The sequence below is a fragment of the Acidaminococcus intestini DSM 21505 genome (genome assembly GCF_000425045.1).
Lineage (GTDB): Bacteria > Bacillota > Negativicutes > Acidaminococcales > Acidaminococcaceae > Acidaminococcus > Acidaminococcus intestini.
This window is the reverse complement of record NZ_AULA01000002.1, coordinates 1-18,386: the sequence shown is the minus strand read 5'-3', so window position 1 is coordinate 18,386 and position 18,386 is coordinate 1. Positions and strand designations below refer to the sequence as shown.

At 49.8% G+C, this 18,386-nt stretch carries 18 protein-coding genes and 1 pseudogene; 18 read left to right on the top strand and 1 reads right to left on the bottom strand.

The genetic code is table 11. The features are described from left to right. Positions 1-247: 247 nt before the first annotated feature. Together garD and H503_RS11715 are read left to right on the top strand one after the other, a co-directional pair. On the top strand, positions 248-1,768 hold the full coding sequence (gene garD, locus H503_RS0101105) for a galactarate dehydratase (protein WP_016459464.1): 1,521 nt from the start codon (positions 248-250) through the stop codon (positions 1,766-1,768). Between the two features lie 93 nt (positions 1,769-1,861). Continuing rightward, the gene (locus H503_RS11715; RefSeq protein ID WP_016459465.1) at positions 1,862-2,101 is read left to right on the top strand and encodes a DUF1653 domain-containing protein; all 240 of its coding nucleotides are present in this window, start codon (positions 1,862-1,864) and stop codon (positions 2,099-2,101) included. A gap of 905 nt (positions 2,102-3,006) precedes the next feature. On the opposite strand, the gene H503_RS0101090 is transcribed toward H503_RS11715, so the two are convergent. Continuing rightward, positions 3,007-3,225: a DUF1858 domain-containing protein gene (locus H503_RS0101090; protein WP_014128690.1), complete on the bottom strand. Its 219-nt coding sequence runs from the start codon at positions 3,223-3,225 to the stop codon at positions 3,007-3,009. Between the two features lie 413 nt (positions 3,226-3,638). On the opposite strand from H503_RS0101090, the gene mraZ reads away from it, so the two are divergent. From mraZ to H503_RS12910, 16 genes and pseudogenes are all read left to right on the top strand, one after another. After that, positions 3,639-4,061 carry a division/cell wall cluster transcriptional repressor MraZ gene (gene mraZ / locus H503_RS0101085; RefSeq protein WP_016459466.1) on the top strand — a complete coding sequence of 141 codons (423 nt, stop codon included), beginning with the start codon at positions 3,639-3,641 and terminating at the stop codon, positions 4,059-4,061. A gap of 21 nt (positions 4,062-4,082) precedes the next feature. After that, positions 4,083-5,012, top strand: a complete 930-nt coding sequence (gene rsmH / locus H503_RS0101080) for a 16S rRNA (cytosine(1402)-N(4))-methyltransferase RsmH (RefSeq protein ID WP_016459467.1) — start codon at positions 4,083-4,085, stop codon at positions 5,010-5,012. 94 nt (positions 5,013-5,106) lie between these two features. Continuing rightward, positions 5,107-5,532 (top strand): FtsB/FtsL family cell division protein, encoded by a 426-nt coding sequence (locus tag H503_RS0101075; RefSeq protein WP_016459468.1) that lies wholly within the window; start codon positions 5,107-5,109, stop codon positions 5,530-5,532. A gap of 105 nt (positions 5,533-5,637) precedes the next feature. Then, entirely contained in the window at positions 5,638-7,128 is a 1,491-nt protein-coding gene (locus H503_RS0101070) for a UDP-N-acetylmuramoyl-L-alanyl-D-glutamate--2,6-diaminopimelate ligase (RefSeq protein ID WP_026385382.1), read from the top strand. After that, positions 7,125-8,504 (top strand): UDP-N-acetylmuramoyl-tripeptide--D-alanyl-D-alanine ligase, encoded by a 1,380-nt coding sequence (locus H503_RS0101065; RefSeq protein ID WP_014128687.1) that lies wholly within the window; start codon positions 7,125-7,127, stop codon positions 8,502-8,504. The genes H503_RS0101070 and H503_RS0101065 overlap by 4 nt, the downstream gene beginning before the upstream one ends. After that, the gene (gene mraY, locus H503_RS0101060; RefSeq protein WP_009016202.1) at positions 8,501-9,466 is read left to right on the top strand and encodes a phospho-N-acetylmuramoyl-pentapeptide-transferase; all 966 of its coding nucleotides are present in this window, start codon (positions 8,501-8,503) and stop codon (positions 9,464-9,466) included. The genes H503_RS0101065 and mraY overlap by 4 nt, the downstream gene beginning before the upstream one ends. A gap of 16 nt (positions 9,467-9,482) precedes the next feature. Next, entirely contained in the window at positions 9,483-10,862 is a 1,380-nt protein-coding gene (gene murD, locus H503_RS0101055) for a UDP-N-acetylmuramoyl-L-alanine--D-glutamate ligase (RefSeq protein ID WP_016459469.1), read from the top strand. After that, a complete protein-coding gene (murG, locus tag H503_RS0101050; protein ID WP_009016204.1) occupies positions 10,862-11,977 on the top strand; it encodes an undecaprenyldiphospho-muramoylpentapeptide beta-N-acetylglucosaminyltransferase in 1,116 nt (371 codons plus the stop codon). The genes murD and murG overlap by 1 nt, the downstream gene beginning before the upstream one ends. Positions 11,978-11,981: 4 nt before the next feature. Beyond that, a complete protein-coding gene (gene murC / locus H503_RS0101045; protein ID WP_009016205.1) occupies positions 11,982-13,373 on the top strand; it encodes a UDP-N-acetylmuramate--L-alanine ligase in 1,392 nt (463 codons plus the stop codon). Continuing rightward, positions 13,370-14,308, top strand: coding sequence for a D-alanine--D-alanine ligase family protein (locus H503_RS0101040; protein ID WP_009016206.1), 939 nt, complete (start codon positions 13,370-13,372; stop codon positions 14,306-14,308). The genes murC and H503_RS0101040 overlap by 4 nt, the downstream gene beginning before the upstream one ends. 5 nt (positions 14,309-14,313) lie before the next feature. Further along, a complete protein-coding gene (locus H503_RS0101035; RefSeq protein WP_009016207.1) occupies positions 14,314-15,174 on the top strand; it encodes a cell division protein FtsQ/DivIB in 861 nt (286 codons plus the stop codon). Between the two features lie 15 nt (positions 15,175-15,189). Then, positions 15,190-15,882 (top strand): DUF881 domain-containing protein, encoded by a 693-nt coding sequence (locus H503_RS0101030; RefSeq protein ID WP_009016208.1) that lies wholly within the window; start codon positions 15,190-15,192, stop codon positions 15,880-15,882. A gap of 1 nt (position 15,883) precedes the next feature. After that, complete coding sequence (locus H503_RS0101025; RefSeq protein ID WP_009016209.1) at positions 15,884-16,210, top strand: small basic family protein; 327 nt, start codon at positions 15,884-15,886, stop codon at positions 16,208-16,210. Between the two features lie 170 nt (positions 16,211-16,380). Further along, on the top strand, positions 16,381-17,502 hold the full coding sequence (gene ftsZ / locus H503_RS0101020) for a cell division protein FtsZ (RefSeq protein WP_009016210.1): 1,122 nt from the start codon (positions 16,381-16,383) through the stop codon (positions 17,500-17,502). 23 nt (positions 17,503-17,525) lie between these two features. Beyond that, positions 17,526-17,993, top strand: coding sequence for a transcriptional regulator NrdR (gene nrdR / locus H503_RS0101015; protein WP_009016211.1), 468 nt, complete (start codon positions 17,526-17,528; stop codon positions 17,991-17,993). 218 nt (positions 17,994-18,211) lie between these two features. Then, positions 18,212-18,386, top strand: a pseudogene (locus H503_RS12910) (ISL3 family transposase); the annotation flags it as partial.

The following is an 18,386-nucleotide window of genomic DNA, read 5'->3' as shown; positions in this document are numbered from 1 at the left end:
ACGAGAGTCAACGGTTAAATAATTATGGTTAACATAAAATGAAAGGGAACCGTGGAAAATCAGTTCATTGATATTATCGTGATAAAATCACGAAAATATCATAAATCACTTAATTAAATTAAGTAAAGTACTAAAAAACTAGAAGATACTGGGTGATTGTAATCGTCCGACAACTTGAATTATAATGAAGTCAAGAGAGATGACGGGCTGCCGCGCAGCCTGTCCAAGGAAAAAGGGAGGTTTATTTATGACAGCTCCTCTTGTCATTCGTGTCAAGGACCGCGATAATGTTGCCATTGCCGTCCATGACCTGGAAACGGACGTTGAAGTCATGCCCGGTGTTGTTACCCGTGACCCCATTCCACAAGCCCATAAGGTGGCCCTTGTGGATATACCCAAAGGGGGTGAAATTATCCGCTACGGGGTTGTCCTCGGTTATGCCAAGGACGACATTGCCTGCGGCAGCTGGATCAATGAACATATGCTGAATCTGCCCCAAAGTCCTTCCGTAGAACATATGGAATATGGGACCCATATTGTGCCGATGGAGGAACTCCCCACGCCGCCACGCACGACATGGATGGGTTATAAAAATACCGTCGGGCCTGCCGGTACGCGCAATATCCTCGGTATTGTGACGACTGTCCAGTGCGCTGCCGGTGTGGTCAACGTAGCCGTTCAGAAGATTAAACAGGAACTTTTGCCCAAATACCCTCACGTTGACGACGTTGTTGCCGTGAACCATCCTTATGGCTGTGGGGTTGCTATCAACGCCCCCCTTGCCGTCATTCCCATTCGTGCTGTGAGGAACCTTATCCGTCACCCGAACTTTGGTGGAGAAATCATGCTGGTTGGTCTGGGCTGCGAAAAACTGACCTATGACCGGCTTCTTGAAGAGAATGAAATCAATGCTGAAAACTGTCTCACCCTGCAGGACTGCAAGGGGCATGACGCCATGATGAAAGCCTTGATGGAAATGGCGGAACGGAAACTGCAACGCCTCAATCAGCGGCACCGTGAAGTCCTGCCTTTATCGGAACTGGTTGTAGGTATGCAGTGTGGCGGCAGTGACGCCTTCTCCGGCCTTACGGCAAATCCCAGTGCCGGGTATGCTGCTGATATGCTTGTTAAGGGCGGCGCCACGGTCATGTTCAGCGAAGTTACGGAAGTGCGTGACGGTGTCCATATGCTGGCCGCCCGCTGCGTCAATAAGGAAGTGAGGGACAAACTGGCTGCCGAAATGAAATGGTATGATGATTATCTGGCTGAAGGCGGCGTTGATCGCGATGCCAACCCGACGCCAGGCAATAAAAAAGGCGGCCTTGCCAATATCGTGGAAAAAGCCATGGGTTCCATCGCCAAAAGCGGTACAAGCCCCATTGTGGAAGTCCTGTCGCCGGCTGAAAAACCGACCAAACATGGACTCATCTATGCCGCTACCCCGGCAAGTGACATTGTCTGCGGGCCGAGCCAGCTGGCAAGCGGCATTGGGCTGCAGGTCTTCATGACGGGCCGCGGCACCCCTTATGGCCTTGCCATCGCTCCTGTCATCAAAGTCTGCAGCCGCAATGAAATGAAGGACAACTGGTTTGACCTCATCGATATCTCGGCTGGCGGCGTTGCGACGGGAGAGAAGACCATTCCTGAAGTCGGAACGGAAATCTTCAATTATATCCTGGATGTAGCAAGCGGGACGAAAATCCCCTATTCCGACCAGTATGGCTTCCATAACGACCTATGTATCTTTAATCCGGCCCCGATTACCTGATAAAAAATGAAGCCCTTGCTCCATTTCATAGAGAGCAGGGGCTTTTTTTGCATCTATTTGCTGTGTTACAATGGAAAAAAGGAGGAAAGAGCCATGGAAAGAGCACTGCCTAAAGCTGGGGAAACTTGGCTTCATTTTAAAAATAAACGCTATGAAATCATTGCCTGTCCCGTCATCCATTCAGAAACACGGGAACAGTACTGCGTCTATAAAGCACTTTATGGCGATGGCGGCATCTACTGCCGCCCCCTCGACATGTTCATGAGTGAAGTGGACCATGTCAAGTATCCTGACGTAAGGCAAAAATATCGGTTTGAAAAGATTGGGAAGTAGAAGAAAATCGCTTGGCACCGGCGTAAGGCAAAAGACCCGACAGGGACGGTTCGATGCATTCTGCATCAAACCTAAAGAAGAATAAAAGAGGGAAAGCCTCAAACTGAATCAAGACATGCATTCGGTTTGAGGCTTATTCTTTGGGCTGGCAACGCAGATGGACCGATAGGGACCGTAGGCGAAAAAGGTTTCCTACATCATCCGAAAAAAATCCAAGGAGCGGCCCGCCCAAGGGCTCCATTTTTTCGGACGTCTTAGAAATGAGATTGTGGTACGTACCTTCTTGCGACGGGACATGTCATCATTGGCATCAGATATATCTTTTTAAAGCCAATGATGACACGCAACTGCATCGAATCGGAGCGATTTTTGCTCCGAGTAGATTCTACAGGCAGAAAGGGAAACTTCGTTTTCGTTTGCATGCAAAATCCTCAGCAAAGATGAAGGAGAAGGTGAGGGCCATTCTAGACAGCAACAAACCAACTTCGAATGAGGATAGGTCCATCAGGCTGAAACAGTTCATCTAAGGATGGATCAATGATTTCAAGCTGGCAGACATGAAACAGCTGCTCACGGAAGTAGACACATGGATACGGCGGAAAATCCTGGGCAATCTACTGGAAACAGTGGAAGAAGGTGCGAACAAGGTGCCGCATGATACGCCACTGCGCGATTCCAGAATGGAAAGTGCATGAACTGGTAAATTGCCGAAAAGGACCATGGAGAGCGGCGCTTATGCTGAGCTCGGTCCTTACGAACAAAAAAATAGCCCGCCCTGGTTATATATCCATGACGAGCTATTACAAATAAGTATGTGAAAATGAGGAAACCGCCGCGCTTTGAACGGTACGCACGGTGGTGTGAGAGGAGTGATTTCTATTTAGAAATCACTCCTCTCGATTTTCTTATTCCTTGTCTCCTTCAGCAGCAGCGATGCAGTCGTTGATGTCTGCAATGAGGGCATCGACGTCCAGCCCGTGGGCAGTTGCGCCCTGGCCGATGGTTTCAAAGTTGGCGGCCATGCAGCCGACACAGCCGAGGCCATATTGCATGAAGATTTCGATGATCTCCGGATGCTGCTGCACCGTGAGGATAATCGGGGAATCTGCAGTGACTTTTTCCATGGTAGGATAACCTCCTTGTTCTTTTATCCTAGTCATTATATCGGAGAGGTACAAAGAATGCAATACTTCCCAAAAAGATGGAAGGGAAAGAATACAAGTTCCATACCTAGGTAGGGTAAAAAAGAGGCTTTTTGTTAAAATTTCATATATCTAAATAAAGTGATATAAAAATTTCATAGAAACCACCAAACATACAAGGTATTGTACCTGTTTTCATACCAACCACAATACCTTGTGCTTTTGTTTCTTTGCTTCTTTGGCTGTCCAATTTGATTTCCCCCACATGGGAAAACCTTAGGTAAAATCAGGCTTTTTCGCTCCTAATTGAATTGATTTTTTGGATATTGTGCTTTATAATGGGGAAAAGTGGTGGAAAGTGGTGAATTTCGGAAAGAAAGGTGGGAATTGCAGCCATGCTCATGGGTGAATATGAACATAGTGTAGACGCCAAAGGCCGTCTTTTTGTTCCTGCCAAACTCCGGAGTGAATTGGGAAAGACGTTTGTCATCACCAAAGGAGTCGATGGCTGTATCGATGTCTATCCCATGGATGCCTGGGATCGTCTGCAGCAGAGCTTTGCTCAGCAGACGCTCCCCAAGAAAAAAGCCCGTGATGTTTCCCGCTTCCTTTTTGGCAATTCCATGGAAGTGGAACCGGATAAACAGGGCCGCATCCTTCTGCCGCAAACGCTTCGCAAATTTGCCCAGATCGAGGGCTTGGCGACCATTATCGGTACGGGGACCAAGGCGGAAATCTGGGATACCAAGCGGTATGAAGCTTATAGCAGTGAAGTGGAAAGCGATGTTGCCGCCATCGTGGAAGATCTTGAAATTTAGTGACTGAAAAGAGGGATGACGGTGAACTTTGTACACAAAAGTGTGCTCCTAAGGGAAAGCGTTGACTGGATTGTCACCGATCCCAAAGGGATTTACGTCGACTGCACGTTGGGCGGTGCTGGTCATTCCCATGCTATAGCTGAAGAATTGGACCCGGAAGGTCTCCTTATTGGCATCGATCAGGATGAAGACGCCATTATGGCTGCCTCAAAACGTCTTGAGGATGCTGCGTGCAAGGTCAAGATTGTTCATTCCAATTTCCGAAACCTGGGAACCATCCTTGAGGGACTGAATCTACAGGAAGTGGACGGCATCTTTTTTGACCTCGGCGTTTCTTCTTATCAGCTGGATACGCCGGAACGGGGGTTTTCCTATATGCATGATGGTCCTCTTGATATGAGGATGGACCAGGAGGGAAAACTGACGGCTGCTGACGTGGTGAATACATACAAGGAAGAAGACTTGGCAGACCTGATCTATAAGTATGGGGAAGAACGCTGGAGCCGTCGTATCGCCCAGTTTATTGTGGAAAAACGAAAGGAAAAGCCGCTGCGCACAACAAGCGATCTTGTTTCAGTAATCAAGGCCGCCATTCCGAAAAAGGCCCGTCAAGATGGACCTCACCCCGCCAAACGGACTTTTCAGGCGATTCGGATCGAAGTCAATGATGAACTGAAGATCCTTGATTCGACAATGGAAACGGCTGTCAAACACCTTAAAAAAGGGGGACGCATTGGCGTCATTACCTTTCATTCTTTGGAAGACCGCATCATCAAGCAAAGTTTCAAACGAATGGCCAAAGGCTGCATCTGTCCGCCGGAACTGCCCGTTTGTGTGTGCGGGCACAAACCAGAACTAAAGAAACTGAAGGAATTTATTCCGTCGGAAACGGAATTGGAGGATAATCCTCGCGCTCGGAGCGCACGGCTCCGCGGAGCCATCAAGATATAGGATCCTTACCTTATAAAGGACCATTCCTGATGCGTAAGAAAAGCGGGGAGAGAGTACTCGCTGGATGAATGAATCAGTAGTAGGGGATATTGCCATGCTTAAAAATAAACACAAGGTCTATGGGACCTTTGCCTATCATACGGCTTATAACTATGGAAATACGGCAGCACAAGAGGAACCGCTTTACGAGGTACCTTTCTACGAGCCTGCCAAAAAAAGCCGAACTCGGTCCAAGGTGGCTTCCGCTGCTAGCAAGAAATTTGTACTTTCTATCGTAATCATGTTAATATTAGTAGCTGCCAATACCTTTCTTGCAAAAGTTGTCATGGATCAATCCTATAACCTGATCCAGATGAAGAAGCAGGAAGCGGCGCTCATCGACAAGAATGTAACCCTTCGGATTGATGTGAGCCGGCTCAAGAGCCCCAACCGCATTGCTTCGATTGCCAGTAAAAAATTAGGCCTCAATACAGCGAGAGAAAATATCTACGTCAATATTAACGTGCCCCCAATAAAATAGGGTTCCTTTGGCGTGCTGTATTGGGCTTATCCTGAAAAAAGGCAGCCACCATTGGCTGCTCTTTTTACGTGGCAGCGATTTTGTAACCATTGAGGAGGAATTATTATGGAAAGAACGCTTCAAGACGTGATTTCCCATATTAAGGGATGTACCGTGACAGGCGACCCAAAAAACAAAATCATTACGGACCTTACGATTGATTCACGGACGGCAGGCAAGGGCAGTCTCTTCATTTGTCTTGTTGGCGTCCATACAGATGGTCATGCCTATATCGAAAAAGCAGCAAGCTTAGGGGCGGAGGCAGTCCTTGTGGAAAAGGACGTGCCGCCTGTACCGGGACTTGTCATGATCCGTGTGAAGAGTACACAGGAAACCATGACGGAACTTGCTCCGTGGTTTTATGATTATCCTGCTCAGAAGATGCGCATGATTGGCATTACAGGGACCAACGGCAAGACAACAACTACCAATATCCTGCGAACCTTGCTCACTAATACGGCCCATAAAGTAGGGCTCATTGGAACCATCAATATCATGATCGGCGATGAGGTGGAAGCAAGTCACAATACAACGCCCGACGTGGTGGATCTGCAGCGGACCCTTTGCCGCATGGCAGATGCAGGCTGTGATTATGTCGTAATGGAAGTGTCAAGCCACGCCTTGGCCCTGAATCGTGTCGCCGGCATCGAATATGATACGGCGGCCCTTACAAACATTACCCAGGACCATCTTGATTTCCACAAGACCATGGAAAATTACCGTGAGGCCAAGGCACTGCTCTTTACCCATCTCCATGAAGGCCGCAAAAAGGGAAAGACGGCCATCTTCAACATGGATGACGCGTCCAGCCCACTGATCATGAACCGCGTGAAGACAAAGGTCATGACCTATGGCAAAGCACGGACCAACGATGTGTATCCCATCCGCTTCCATGTCGGGGCCAAACATATGGAACTGTCCCTTCATACGCCGGAAGGGAATATGGACTTAAGGCTTCACATTACAGGGGAATTCAATGTTTATAACGTCATGACCGCGGTCTGCGCTGCGTTAGCGGAAGGCCTCAAGCATGATGATATTGTCCGCGGCCTCGACAATTTTGCCGGTGTGCCCGGTCGCTTTCAGCTCATCGATGCAGGCCAGCCCTTTACGGTTATCGTGGACTATGCCCATACGCCGGACGGTCTGGACAATGTCCTAAGGACTGCAAGACAGATCACCAAGGGCAGATTGTGGGCCGTCTTCGGCTGCGGCGGTGACCGGGATGCCAAAAAGCGTCCCATCATGGGAAAGCTGGCTCTGGAGCTTGCTGATATCCTTGTTGTTACGAGCGACAACCCGCGCAGTGAAGATCCGGACACCATCATTCGCGATATCGAGACGGGTTTTTCAGACAATCCGCAGCATAAAGAAATCTATACTATTTCCGATCGTCGGGAAGCAATTCAATTTGCTATCTCCCATGCACGCCCGGAAGATGTTATAATGATTGCCGGAAAAGGTCATGAGAACTACCAGATCCTCAAGGACCGGACCATTCATTTTGATGATGGGGAAGTTGTTCGCGACTTCTTCCGGAAGGGAAACAGAGCATGATCAAAATCGATCTCATAAAAAAAGCAACGCAGGCAAAGACGCTTCTTCCTGACAGTATAGATTTTATTGATGTTTCCACTGATTCCAGAAGCATAGGGCCGGGGACGCTCTTTGTAGCACTCCGGGGTGAAAAGTTTGATGGTCATGATTATGTGGCAGCCGCCCTTGAAAAAGGAGCTACAGCCGCTCTCGTAGATCATAATCCGGGTGTGGCGCCGCAAAAATGCATCCTCGTGCCTGACACACTTAAGGCCTATCAGGAGATTGCCTCAGCGTACCGACTTTCCAAGAAGAACCTCAAGGTCATTGCCATTACCGGGTCGAACGGAAAGACGAGTACGAAGGATATGACGGCAGCGGTTCTTGCTGCCCGTTACAACGTCGTTAAGACGCAGGCAAACTTCAATAACGAAATTGGCCTTCCTATGACGCTCCTGCGCATCAAGGACAATACGGAAGTAGCCGTTGTCGAAATGGGAATGCGCGGTCTTGGACAGATTCGTGAGATGAAGCAGATTGCCTATCCTGACGCCGCCATCATAACCAATGTGGGGGAAACCCATTTGGAACTTCTTGGCTCTTTGGAAAACATTGCAAAGGCAAAAAGTGAGATTCTGGAAGACTTTACGAAAGACAACTGGGCCGTGCTCAATGCCGATGACCCCCGCGTGTCTGTCATGAGGACCGGGGCCTCGGTGCGGACCTATGGCATCGACCATGACTGTGATGTAAGGGCACGGGATATTACGACCATTGGCCTTGTGACCTGCTTTACCTATGAAAGCAAGATCACTGGCGCTAAACAGAAGGTGGCCCTGCCCATGCTGGGACGCCACAATGTCATGAATGCTCTTGCGTCCATCACCATGGCGGAACTTTACGGTGTACCTGATACGGCCATTGCGGAATCCCTGCAAAACATCAAGATGACAGGGAAACGGCAGGAATTCCTGCGCCTTGGCGATAAGACCATCATCAATGATGCCTATAACGCCAGTCCCGCTTCCGTGGCCGTGGCTTTTGAAACGCTTCAAGAAGTGGTGAAGAACCAAGGCTATGGCAGAGAGATTGCCGTCCTTGCCGATATGCTCGAACTGGGGAGCGTCAGCGAAGAAAGCCACCGCAAAGTAGGACGCTGGACGGCAGTCTATGGAATCGAGGAAGTCATTTGCTACGGGAAAGAGGCCCGCTTTATTTATGAGGAAGCAAAAAAGGCCGGCGTTTCCGCCCATTATGCATTTGATAAAATTGAAGCTGCGTCCCTCTTGAAGGACCTTGTGAAGACTGGAGACGTGATCCTCCTTAAAGGTTCCCATTCCATGGAAGTTGACACGGTTGCGGACCTTGCTTTTGGGAAGGAAGGCCTCCAGAAATGAATATCACGTTCTTTTGGCAGTTTGCGACAGCGTTTGCATTGACCGTTTTCATTGGAAAATTCCTGATTCCGGAACTGCATAAATGGCATTTTGGACAGAGCATCAGGGAATGTGGCCCGAAGGAGCATCTCAAGAAAGGCGGTACGCCCACCATGGGTGGAATCATGATGATTCTGGCCGTCATTGCAGCAAACCTTTTATGGAACGGTCATGACCGGACCATGTACCTTGCCCTTTGGCTTTTTGTGGGGTACGGACTCATCGGATTTATTGACGATGGCCTCAAGATTTTCTTTAAACGCAATTTGGGGCTTACGTCCAAACAGAAGATGGCCCTGCAGATCCTTGTTGCTGGTATCTACCTATTTTTACCCGGTGACGTACTAAGTACCCGTCTTTGGATTCCCATCCTTAATGTGACCGTCAACCTTGGCACGGCTGGGTATGCTCTTTTTATCCTGCTGCTCCTTGTAGGAACCACCAATGCCGTAAACCTGACCGATGGCCTTGACGGCCTTGCTGCCAGCGTAACCGTCTTTGTGATGCTGGCCTATTCGGCCATTGGCTTTTTGGCCGGCGAGCGTTCCATCAGTTTGTTCAGTCTTTCCATTGTAGGCAGCTGCCTTGGCTTTTTGGTCTATAATCATCATCCGGCCAAGGTTTTCATGGGCGATACCGGTTCCCTTGCCCTTGGCGGAGCGGTTGCCGCGGCGGCCATTGGGTCCCATACGGAACTGCTGCTTGTGATCATTGGCGGCGTCTATGTCTTGGAAACCCTGTCCGTCATCATCCAGGTAACGTACTTTAAGCTGACGGGCGGTAAACGTGTCTTTCGCATGACACCGATCCATCACCATTTTGAGCTGGGCGGCTGGAAGGAAACGAAGGTCGTTGCTCGGTTCAGTATGCTGAGCTTACTTCTTTCCCTTGTGGGATTTTTTATCTATACAAACCGATTTTAACTAGGGGGCGTCTATCTTGGCACAACATGATTTCGTATTCGTTTATGGCGCTGGCATCAGCGGTCAGGGCGTGTCCCAGGTCCTACTCGACCAGGGCGAAAAAGTAATTTTATATAATGATGAACAAAAGGATTTGGAACAAACGTTTCGTGAGGATATGAAAAAACGGGGGGGAAAAATCGTCTTTTCCGAAGACCCCCGACCCTATCTGAAAAAGAGCAAGCTTTTCATCATTTCCCCAGGGATCCCCTTTACGACAGATGTCGTAAAAAAAGCCCGCGAGGAGAAACTCGAAATCATTGGTGAAGCAGAATATGCAAGCCGCCTCTATAAAGGCCACTGGGTGGGCATTACGGGAACGAACGGCAAGACGACAACAACGACCCTTGTTTCTCGGATGCTTGCAACGCTGCCGGTTCCGACGACGGTTGCCGGCAACATCGGCTATGCCCTTTCCAAGGAATTGGAACACATGGGACCGGAATCCTATGTGGCGGCTGAATTGTCAAGTTTCCAGCTCGAGGGAATGACGACCTTCCATCCGCAGATTGCCTGTATCGTCAATATCACGCCTGACCATTTTGAACGGCACGGCAACATGGAAAACTACATCAACGCCAAGGCTCAGATTTTTGCCCATCAAACGGCAGAGGATGTGCTGGTCTTGAATTATGACAATGAACCTGATCGTAAGCTTGCATCCCGCGCGGCAAGCCGTGTCTTTTTCTTCAGCACCGAAGAAAAACTTGAAAAGGGAGCCTGGATCGAAGAGGGAAACTTTGTCTTTGATGTCGATGGCTCGAAGCATGTGGTCTGCAAGGTGTCCGATCTGAAAATTTTTGGCGCCCATAATGAGCAAAACGTTCTTGCAGCCATCCTTTGCTGCCACTTTGCTGGCGTCACCGTAGAAAATATGGAAAAGGTCCTGAAAGCCTTTGAAGGGGTGGAGCACCGTCTTGAATATGTGACGACTATCAAGGGCGTGCCGTATTATAACGACTCCAAGGCAACGAATACTGATTCTGCTGTGAAGGCCCTTGAAGCCTTCAAGGAAGGGCATGTGATCCTTCTTGCCGGTGGTCATGACAAGATGACGGACCTTACGGAATTCATGCAGGTGACGGCTAGGAAAACAGATGCCTTGATCCTTTTGGGAGAGGCTCGCCAGCGTTTTTTAAAAGCGGCCCAAAAAAATGGTGTCAAGAACATCGTCATGTGTGATGGCTCCTTTGAAGACGCTGTGCGCCTAGCGTACGATATGGCCAAACCACCTCAGGTTGTGCTCCTGTCGCCGGCCTGCTCTTCCTATGATATGTTTGCAAACTTCCCGGAACGGGGACGTGTCTTTAAGTCCATTGTCCATACACTCAAAAAGGAAGCAGGGGAGGAAGCATAATGAAGGTCCTCATTGCTGGCGGTGGTACGGGCGGCCATATCTACCCGGCCCTGACCATTGCTGATGCCATTCGGCACAAGGTCCCTGATGCGGAAATCACCTTTGTCGGGACGCGTAAGGGACTCGAAAGGGATATTGTTCCCCGATATGGATATCCGTTGGAATTTATCCGCGTCGCCGGGTTTGAACGCCATCTGGGTGTGGGAACGCTCAAAAGCGCGGCGGCTCTGGTCAGCGGAATGAGCGACGCCTACAACCTGGTGAACCGAATCGAACCTGATCTTGTTATAGGCACGGGCGGCTATGTTTGCGGGCCTGTCCTTTTTTGGGGCGCCATGAAACGGGTACCTACGGCAATCCAGGAACAAAATGCCATGCCCGGCGTGACCAATAAGATCCTTTCCCATTTTGTGGATAAGGTCTTTTTGGGTTACAAGGATGCGGAAAAATATTTTTCCACTCATGCTAAGATGATTGTTACAGGCAATCCAGTTCGCCGAGATGTCACGGAAGCGGATCGGCAGGAAGGGTATAAGAAGCTCGGCCTTGATCCCATGAAAAAGACCCTCCTCGTCTTTGGCGGGTCAAGGGGAGCGCGGACCATCAATGAAAGCATGGTCTATGTGGAAAAGAAACTTGCTGGAAACCGAAGAATCCAGATTCTCCACGCGACGGGAGATTTAGGCTACAAGGCCCATTTGGAGGCTTTGGGAAGCTTTCTTGAAGGGGCTGACAATCTTCACATTGTGAATTATCTCCATGAAATGCCCCTTGCACTTTCTGTTGCCGATCTTGCGGTTTCACGGGCTGGGGCCATTGGCCTTGCGGAACTCATGGCGCGTGGCATCCCGTCCATCCTTGTTCCATATCCCTATGCAACGGCGAACCATCAGGAGTACAATGCCCGGGCCCTCAAGGCTCAGGGAGCAGCCGAAGTCATTCTCGATAGGGAGCTTACGGGAGAGACTTTGTATAACGTGATGGAACGGCTTTTGAAGGACCCCGATCTTTTGAACATGATGCATCGGGGAGCCCTGAAAGCAGGACAGAAGGATGCGGCGGACCGTATTGCCGCAGAAGCCCTTGCCATGACCGGTGAGGGTAGGGAGGGATAACAGCGTGATCGATTTGGATCAGATCAAAAACATTCATTTTATCGGCATTGGCGGCGCCGGCATGAGTGCCCTTGCCAATGTCCTCATTAAACGCGGGTTCCATGTCTCTGGGTCCGATGCAAAACCGGGAGACATGGCGACCAAGCTCGCAAAAGAAGGTGCCCTTGTCTTTATCGGCCATGCTGCCTGTCAGATTGAGCGAGCCGAGGTCATTGTCGTTTCAACGGCCATCCATCCAGACAATCCAGAGCTGGTGGAAGCTCACAAGCGCGGTGTTCCTGTCATTCATCGCAGTGACGTCCTGGCTTATCTCATGAATAAGCATAAAGGCATTGCTGTAGCCGGTGCCCATGGAAAAACAACGACAAGTTCTATGCTGAGCCTTATTACCTGTGATAACGGCATCGATCCGACTGTCGTCGTAGGTGGCGTGGTCAATAATCTAGGAACCAACTCCGTCAATGGCAAAAGCGATTATGTCGTAGCAGAAGCTGACGAAAGCGATGGGTCCTTCCTTAAGTTCCGTCCTTATTTGGCTGTCATTACAAATATTGAAAATGACCATCTGGACCATTATGGAACGGAAGAAAAGATCCAGGAAGCCTTCCAGCAGTTTGTCGATCAAGTCAAGGAACAAGGCAAGGCCATTCTTTGCTATGATAATGAAAAGGTGCGCCGCGTCGGGGAAAAGACCGCGACCGAGGTCATCAGCTATGGCATCGACGCAAAGGATGCGGACTACCGCGCCGAAAATATCGAATATGGTAAGGATGGCACCCACTATGATATCCTTTTCCGCGGTAAAAAGATCGGAAAAGGCCATCTGATCGTGCCGGGCCGGCATAATGTCCTCAATGCCTTGGGCGCTTTGGCAGCGGCTCGTGAACTGGGTCTTTCCGTGGAAGAAATTTCTAGGAGCCTCGAAAAGTTTACGGGAGCTAAACGGCGCTTTGAGACCAAGGGACGGGTACGCGGCATCTGGGTCGTCGATGATTATGCCCATCATCCTACGGAAATCAAGGTTACGCTAAAAGCTGCGCGCCAGACGCAGCCCAAACGGCTGATTGTTGTTTTCCAGCCCCACCGTTACACGCGGACACAGCTCCTGCTTGACGAATTTGCCGTTGCTTTCAAGGAGGCTGATGAACTCATTGTGACGGATATCTATGCTGCCAGTGAGGATCCCATTCCCGGCATTTCAGGCAAGATGCTGGCTGAGACCATCCAACGGACGACGGGGCAGGATGTGAGCTATATGAGCGGTTTTGAATCCATAAAAAACTACCTTGTGGATCATGCAGCCGCCGGTGACCTTGTCATGACCATCGGTGCCGGCAGTATCAATCAGCTGGGCGCAAGCCTTGTGGAAGCATTGGAAGGGAGTCATAAAGCATGATGAAGACAAAACGAATTGGCGTTGTTATGGGCGGCCCCAGCAAGGAGCGGGAAGTATCCCTGAATACAGGCTCGGCCATTGTGGAAGCGTTAAAGGAAAAAGGTTATGACGCGGTACCCATCGACCTTGATCCGTCCCTTTTCCCCTCCCAGATTGAGGATGCAGGAGTTAAAGTCGTTTTTAATGCCGTCCACGGTCTTTATGGAGAAGATGGAAGGCTGCAGGCCGTCCTTGAAATGCTTGGCGTTCCTTACACAGGGTCGGGCGTTCTTTCAAGCGCCATTGCCATGAATAAGTTCTACACCAAGCGAATGTTTGAAGCAAACGGCGTAAAGACCGCTAACTGCCTTTATCTAACCGATAAAGACAGACAAACGGCCAAACAAGATATCATCCGTAAGCTTGGAATTCCTTGCGTCGTCAAACCGGCAGAACAGGGTTCGAGCATTGGCGTGACCATCGTCAAAAAGGAAGAAGACCTGGATAAGGCCCTTGAAGAAGCGTTTTCCTATGGAAAACTGGTCCTTGCCGAAGCTTTCTTTACGGGTAAGGAAGTGGCCGCGGGCGTCATGATGGATAGCAGTGGAAACCCGATTGCGATGCCCCTTGTCCTCATTGAGCCCCATGTCGACTTTTATGACTACCACAATAAATATACTAAGGGAGCCACGACCTACACCTGCCCAGCACCTTTTGATGAATGCCTCACAAAGGCGCTCCAAGAAGAAGCCGTCAAGGCCTATAAGGCCCTTGGCTGCAGTGGGGTCGCCCGCGTTGATGAAATGGTTGACGCAGAAGGCAACTTCATCTGCCTTGAAGTAAATACCATTCCTGGCATGACGGCAACGAGCCTTGTGCCAAAAGCAGCAAAGGCCATGGGTCTGTCTTTCCCGGATCTGTGTGAAAAGATCCTTGAGACGGCTCATTTGGGCTAATTGCTATGGAACCGCCAAAGTGGAATCGGCAGCCTTTTCGCCCGCCCGTGCCGCCTGCCCCTCATGAAAAGGGGAAAGGAAAGGAGGCTGGGGAAAGACGGACCGGTAAAAAACGAAAGAAACACTGGCATTTCAGGCCGTCCCTCATGCTCCCCAGTCTTTCCCCCCGTGTGGTGAGCGCGCTCCTTGCCTTCTTGGTTGCCTTTGGACTCTTTTGGTTCCTGATCCATCGTCCGGGTCTTCATATTGGGAAAATCCGCATCATAGGGGCCACCTATGTCACGCGGGAAGAAGTCTTGGAAGAAGGCGGCCTGTGGGAACCTATCAATGTCCTTGATATTGACCGAAAGCAGCTGATCCAGAATCTTGAAAAGGATGTACGCATTGAAAAAGCGAGCATTTCCTTTGCCTTTCCTACGTATTTTGATATCCATATCACGGAACGGCTGCCCGGCCTGTACGTGGAATGTGATGGTCCGCAGTTTGCTAAGGTTTCCTATTCAGGACACGTCCTTGCCGTCCATAGCAGCATCCCTGACGCGACAGCACCGCTATTGACAGGCTATCATGGGGGTAACCTCATGGAAGGAGACGAAATCGAAGATGAGGATGTAAGGGGGCTCTTGCAGTTTTTGGGCCGCTTGGAACCTTCCATTCAGGACCAGATTACGGAAGTTTCCATGGATGGGCGGAAGCAGATCACTATCCATCTGCGCCGGAGCCTTCCCATTATCGTTGGCGATGCGGAAAATGCCAACAAAAAGATCGATACCTTTGTGATGCTCTGCCGGGAAATGGGGAACCGGAAATTCAAGGGTAAATATATCGATATTACGTATGAACAGCCTTATGTCAAGCTCGAGTAGAAGGAGAACGCTCTAATGGCTTATAAAGATAAAAAAGAGAAGTTCTTCATGTTTCTCGTTTTCCTTGTGCTCGGAATCATGGTCTCCACGCAGTTTCGCAGTGCCGAAATGCAGCGGAGCCATAATATCAACCAGCAACGGGCCGAGGATTTGGTAGAGAAACTCAAGACTTCGGAAAAGGAAAAGACGGCCCTTCAGGAACGGGTCAAGAAACTGGAAGAAACCGGTGCAGGCAACAGCGATCCCAAGGAAACCTTTGCCATGAAGATGCGGGCAGGGGAAGTGACCATGCAGGGACCCGGCGTCGAAGTGACCTTGGATGACAGCAAAGTGCCGGCCAAACAGGGGGAAGACCCAAACCTTTACATCATCCACGATGATGACCTCCTGCGTATCCTCAATGAATTGCGGGCAGCTGGCGCGGAAGCCATTTCCCTGAACGATCAGCGCATCCTCGATATTTCGGAAGTGCGCTGTGCTGGACCGACCGTTTCCGTCAACAACACACGGTTTTCACCGCCTTATGTGGTCCGTGCCATTGGCGACCCCAAACGACTTGAAAGTGCCCTGCGCCTGCGCGGCGGTGTGGTCGAGACGCTGAAGTTCTGGGGGATTACGGTCGATGTGATCAAAAAGGACCAAGTGACGGTTCCCGCCTTTGAAGGGACCCGCCATTATGAGTTTGCCAAACCAAAGGAGGAGAAGTGATATGGTCTATGCCATCTTTGGTCTAGCTCTAGGTATTGCACTGGGTGCTTACCTGCCGGTCTTTCCCCAGGTCTACAGCAAGCTTGTTGCCGTTGCCTTTATGGCGTCCCTTGACGCTGGTTTTGGCGGACTTCGTGCCGTAAAAGAAGGAACCTATGACAGCAGTGTCTTCATTAGTGGCTTTTTTGCAAACGGTCTTTTCGCTGTTTTTCTCTGCTATTTTGGCATGAGATTAGGCATTGACCTTTATTATGTAGCCGTTTTAGCCTTTGGCCTCCGGATCTTCAATAACATTGCCATTATCCGCCGGCTATTCATGAAAAAGTAGGAGTTCAGATCGGGGTTCCCAATAAAGAACTCAAAAAGCGAAAGGTTTCTTGAATTTTCTTGTAAAAGTGCGTGAAATAAAGCGCGCCAAATGGTATACTATAGTACAGGATATTTTTAAGATTACAATCTAAATCTATTCAGATAATCGATGTGAGGAGGACCATGGAGATGTTTGAAGCGGAAAAGCAACAGGCTGGGCAACAGCCGCTGGAAAAAATCAAAGTTATCGGTGTCGGTGGTGGCGGAAACAACGCCGTAAACCGCATGATCGATACGGGTCTGCAAGGTGTTGAATTCGTGGCTGTAAACTGCGATGCACAGGCACTGATGACCAGCAAGGCCCCCACCAAGATCCAGATTGGTGAAGAAGTAACGAGAGGACTCGGCGCAGGTGCCGATCCGGAAGTCGGTGAGAAAGCGGCCCAAGAAAATAAGGACCAGCTGGCAGATCTCCTCAAAGGTTCGGATATGGTCTTTGTTACGGCCGGCATGGGCGGTGGTACTGGCACGGGGGCTGCCCACATCGTGGCTGAATGCGCAAAACAGGCTGGCGCCCTGACTGTTGGTGTTGTCACCAAACCGTTCACTTTCGAAGGCCGCCGCCGCTATAATGTTGCCGAACAGGGCATTGCCAACCTCAAGAGCAAGGTTGACGCCCTCATTACCATCCCGAACGACCGTCTTCTCCAAGTTGTGGACCGCCGTACGAGCATGGTTGATGCATTCAAGATTGCCGATGACGTCCTGCGTCAGGGTGTCCAGGGCATTAGTGACCTCATCAGCGTGCCTGGTCTGATCAACGTTGACTTCAATGATGTGAAGACCATTATGTCCAATGCTGGTTCTGCTATGATGGGTATTGGCTCTTCCAATGGGGAAGAAGGCGCTGCCGCTGCTGCAGAAGCGGCCATCAAGAGCCCGCTGCTTGACAGTACCATTTCCGGTGCCAAAGGGGTGCTCCTTAACATCACGGGCGGCCCGAACCTGTCCTTGATCGATGTCAACGAAGCCAGCAAAATCATCACCGATGCCGTTGATCCGGATGCCACCATCATCTTTGGAGCTTCCATCGACGAAAACATGGGTGACACCATCCGTGTCACTGTCATCGCCACGGGGATTGATGACACCAATGGCGGTTCCATCAAGGCTCCGAAACCGGCTCCTTTCACCAAACCGGAAACCCCGCAGAGCCGTTTTACCAAGGCTGCTGAAAAAGAAGCTGCTGGCAAGGTTGGCTCCTTCGGCGCTCCGAGCTCGGAGATTCCGCCCTGGATCCGCAATAAATAAGGAATCCTTTTGAGGTAACGCTTATGAAATGTCCATTCTGTTCCTATGCTGACAGCCGTGTCATTGACTCCCGTTCCGTTGATAACGGGACTTCAATCAGACGCCGTCGGGAGTGCCCGGAATGTGGGCGCCGTTTCACGACTTACGAAAAATACGAGGAAACGCCGCTCCTGGTCATCAAAAAAGATGGCCGCCGGGAACTGTTTGACAGCCAAAAATTGACCAACGGCTTGCTGAAAGCTTTCGAAAAAAGACCTTTCTCCTATGAACAGATCCAGTCCATCGCGTCTGGTATTGAACGGGACCTGAGGGCTTTGGGCGAAAGTGAGGTCAAATCGACCCTCATTGGCGAAACCGTCATGAAGGCACTGGAAAAGATTGACCAGATTGCCTATGTCCGCTTTGCTTCTGTCTATCGTCAATTTGCTGATGTAAATAGTTTTATGCAGGAAATCCAAGGCATGCTGAGCAAGATGGACGACAAAAAATAATTACTGAAACCGAGGAAGAGCTGTGAAGCAAGATGCTTCATGGCTCTTTTCCTTTTGCCCGAACAGGTGCGCCTTTGCGGTAAAAGTTTAGGTTCTATAATAAATGTTGGGGTGAGGAAATATTCTTTCCTCACCCCATTTTTGCATAAAAAAGTGGACATAGACGGCATCCACTCTTACAATTAAATCGCCAAACCTAAATGAAAGGAAGATGGCCTATGTCCACATTTGATTATATAGCAAATTCCTTGAATGTCAAAGGTAACGTAATAAAAAAATGCATCCACAGTGAGCAACAAATTGAATTTATTATGGAACTGAATCGAGCTGTTGTCCAATGCCCTAATTGTCATGCGAAGACTGATAGAATCAAGGATTACCGTTGGCAAAGGA

What these genes read in the sequence shown, in the direction of transcription:
- H503_RS0101035 (WP_009016207.1), top strand. Translation starts at nt 14,314, where the DNA reads ATGGAACCGCCAAAGTGGAATCGGCAGCCTTTTCGCCCGCCCGTGCCG.
- H503_RS11715 (WP_016459465.1), top strand. Translation starts at nt 1,862, where the DNA reads ATGGAAAGAGCACTGCCTAAAGCTGGGGAAACTTGGCTTCATTTTAAA.
- H503_RS0101025 (WP_009016209.1), top strand. Translation starts at nt 15,884, where the DNA reads ATGGTCTATGCCATCTTTGGTCTAGCTCTAGGTATTGCACTGGGTGCT.
- garD (WP_016459464.1), top strand. Translation starts at nt 248, where the DNA reads ATGACAGCTCCTCTTGTCATTCGTGTCAAGGACCGCGATAATGTTGCC.
- mraY (WP_009016202.1), top strand. Translation starts at nt 8,501, where the DNA reads ATGAATATCACGTTCTTTTGGCAGTTTGCGACAGCGTTTGCATTGACC.
- ftsZ (WP_009016210.1), top strand. Translation starts at nt 16,381, where the DNA reads ATGTTTGAAGCGGAAAAGCAACAGGCTGGGCAACAGCCGCTGGAAAAA.
- nrdR (WP_009016211.1), top strand. Translation starts at nt 17,526, where the DNA reads ATGAAATGTCCATTCTGTTCCTATGCTGACAGCCGTGTCATTGACTCC.
- murG (WP_009016204.1), top strand. Translation starts at nt 10,862, where the DNA reads ATGAAGGTCCTCATTGCTGGCGGTGGTACGGGCGGCCATATCTACCCG.
- H503_RS0101090 (WP_014128690.1), bottom strand. Translation starts at nt 3,225, where the DNA reads ATGGAAAAAGTCACTGCAGATTCCCCGATTATCCTCACGGTGCAGCAG.
- H503_RS0101040 (WP_009016206.1), top strand. Translation starts at nt 13,370, where the DNA reads ATGATGAAGACAAAACGAATTGGCGTTGTTATGGGCGGCCCCAGCAAG.
- H503_RS0101070 (WP_026385382.1), top strand. Translation starts at nt 5,638, where the DNA reads ATGGAAAGAACGCTTCAAGACGTGATTTCCCATATTAAGGGATGTACC.
- mraZ (WP_016459466.1), top strand. Translation starts at nt 3,639, where the DNA reads ATGCTCATGGGTGAATATGAACATAGTGTAGACGCCAAAGGCCGTCTT.
- H503_RS0101075 (WP_016459468.1), top strand. Translation starts at nt 5,107, where the DNA reads ATGCTTAAAAATAAACACAAGGTCTATGGGACCTTTGCCTATCATACG.
- H503_RS0101030 (WP_009016208.1), top strand. Translation starts at nt 15,190, where the DNA reads ATGGCTTATAAAGATAAAAAAGAGAAGTTCTTCATGTTTCTCGTTTTC.
- H503_RS0101065 (WP_014128687.1), top strand. Translation starts at nt 7,125, where the DNA reads ATGATCAAAATCGATCTCATAAAAAAAGCAACGCAGGCAAAGACGCTT.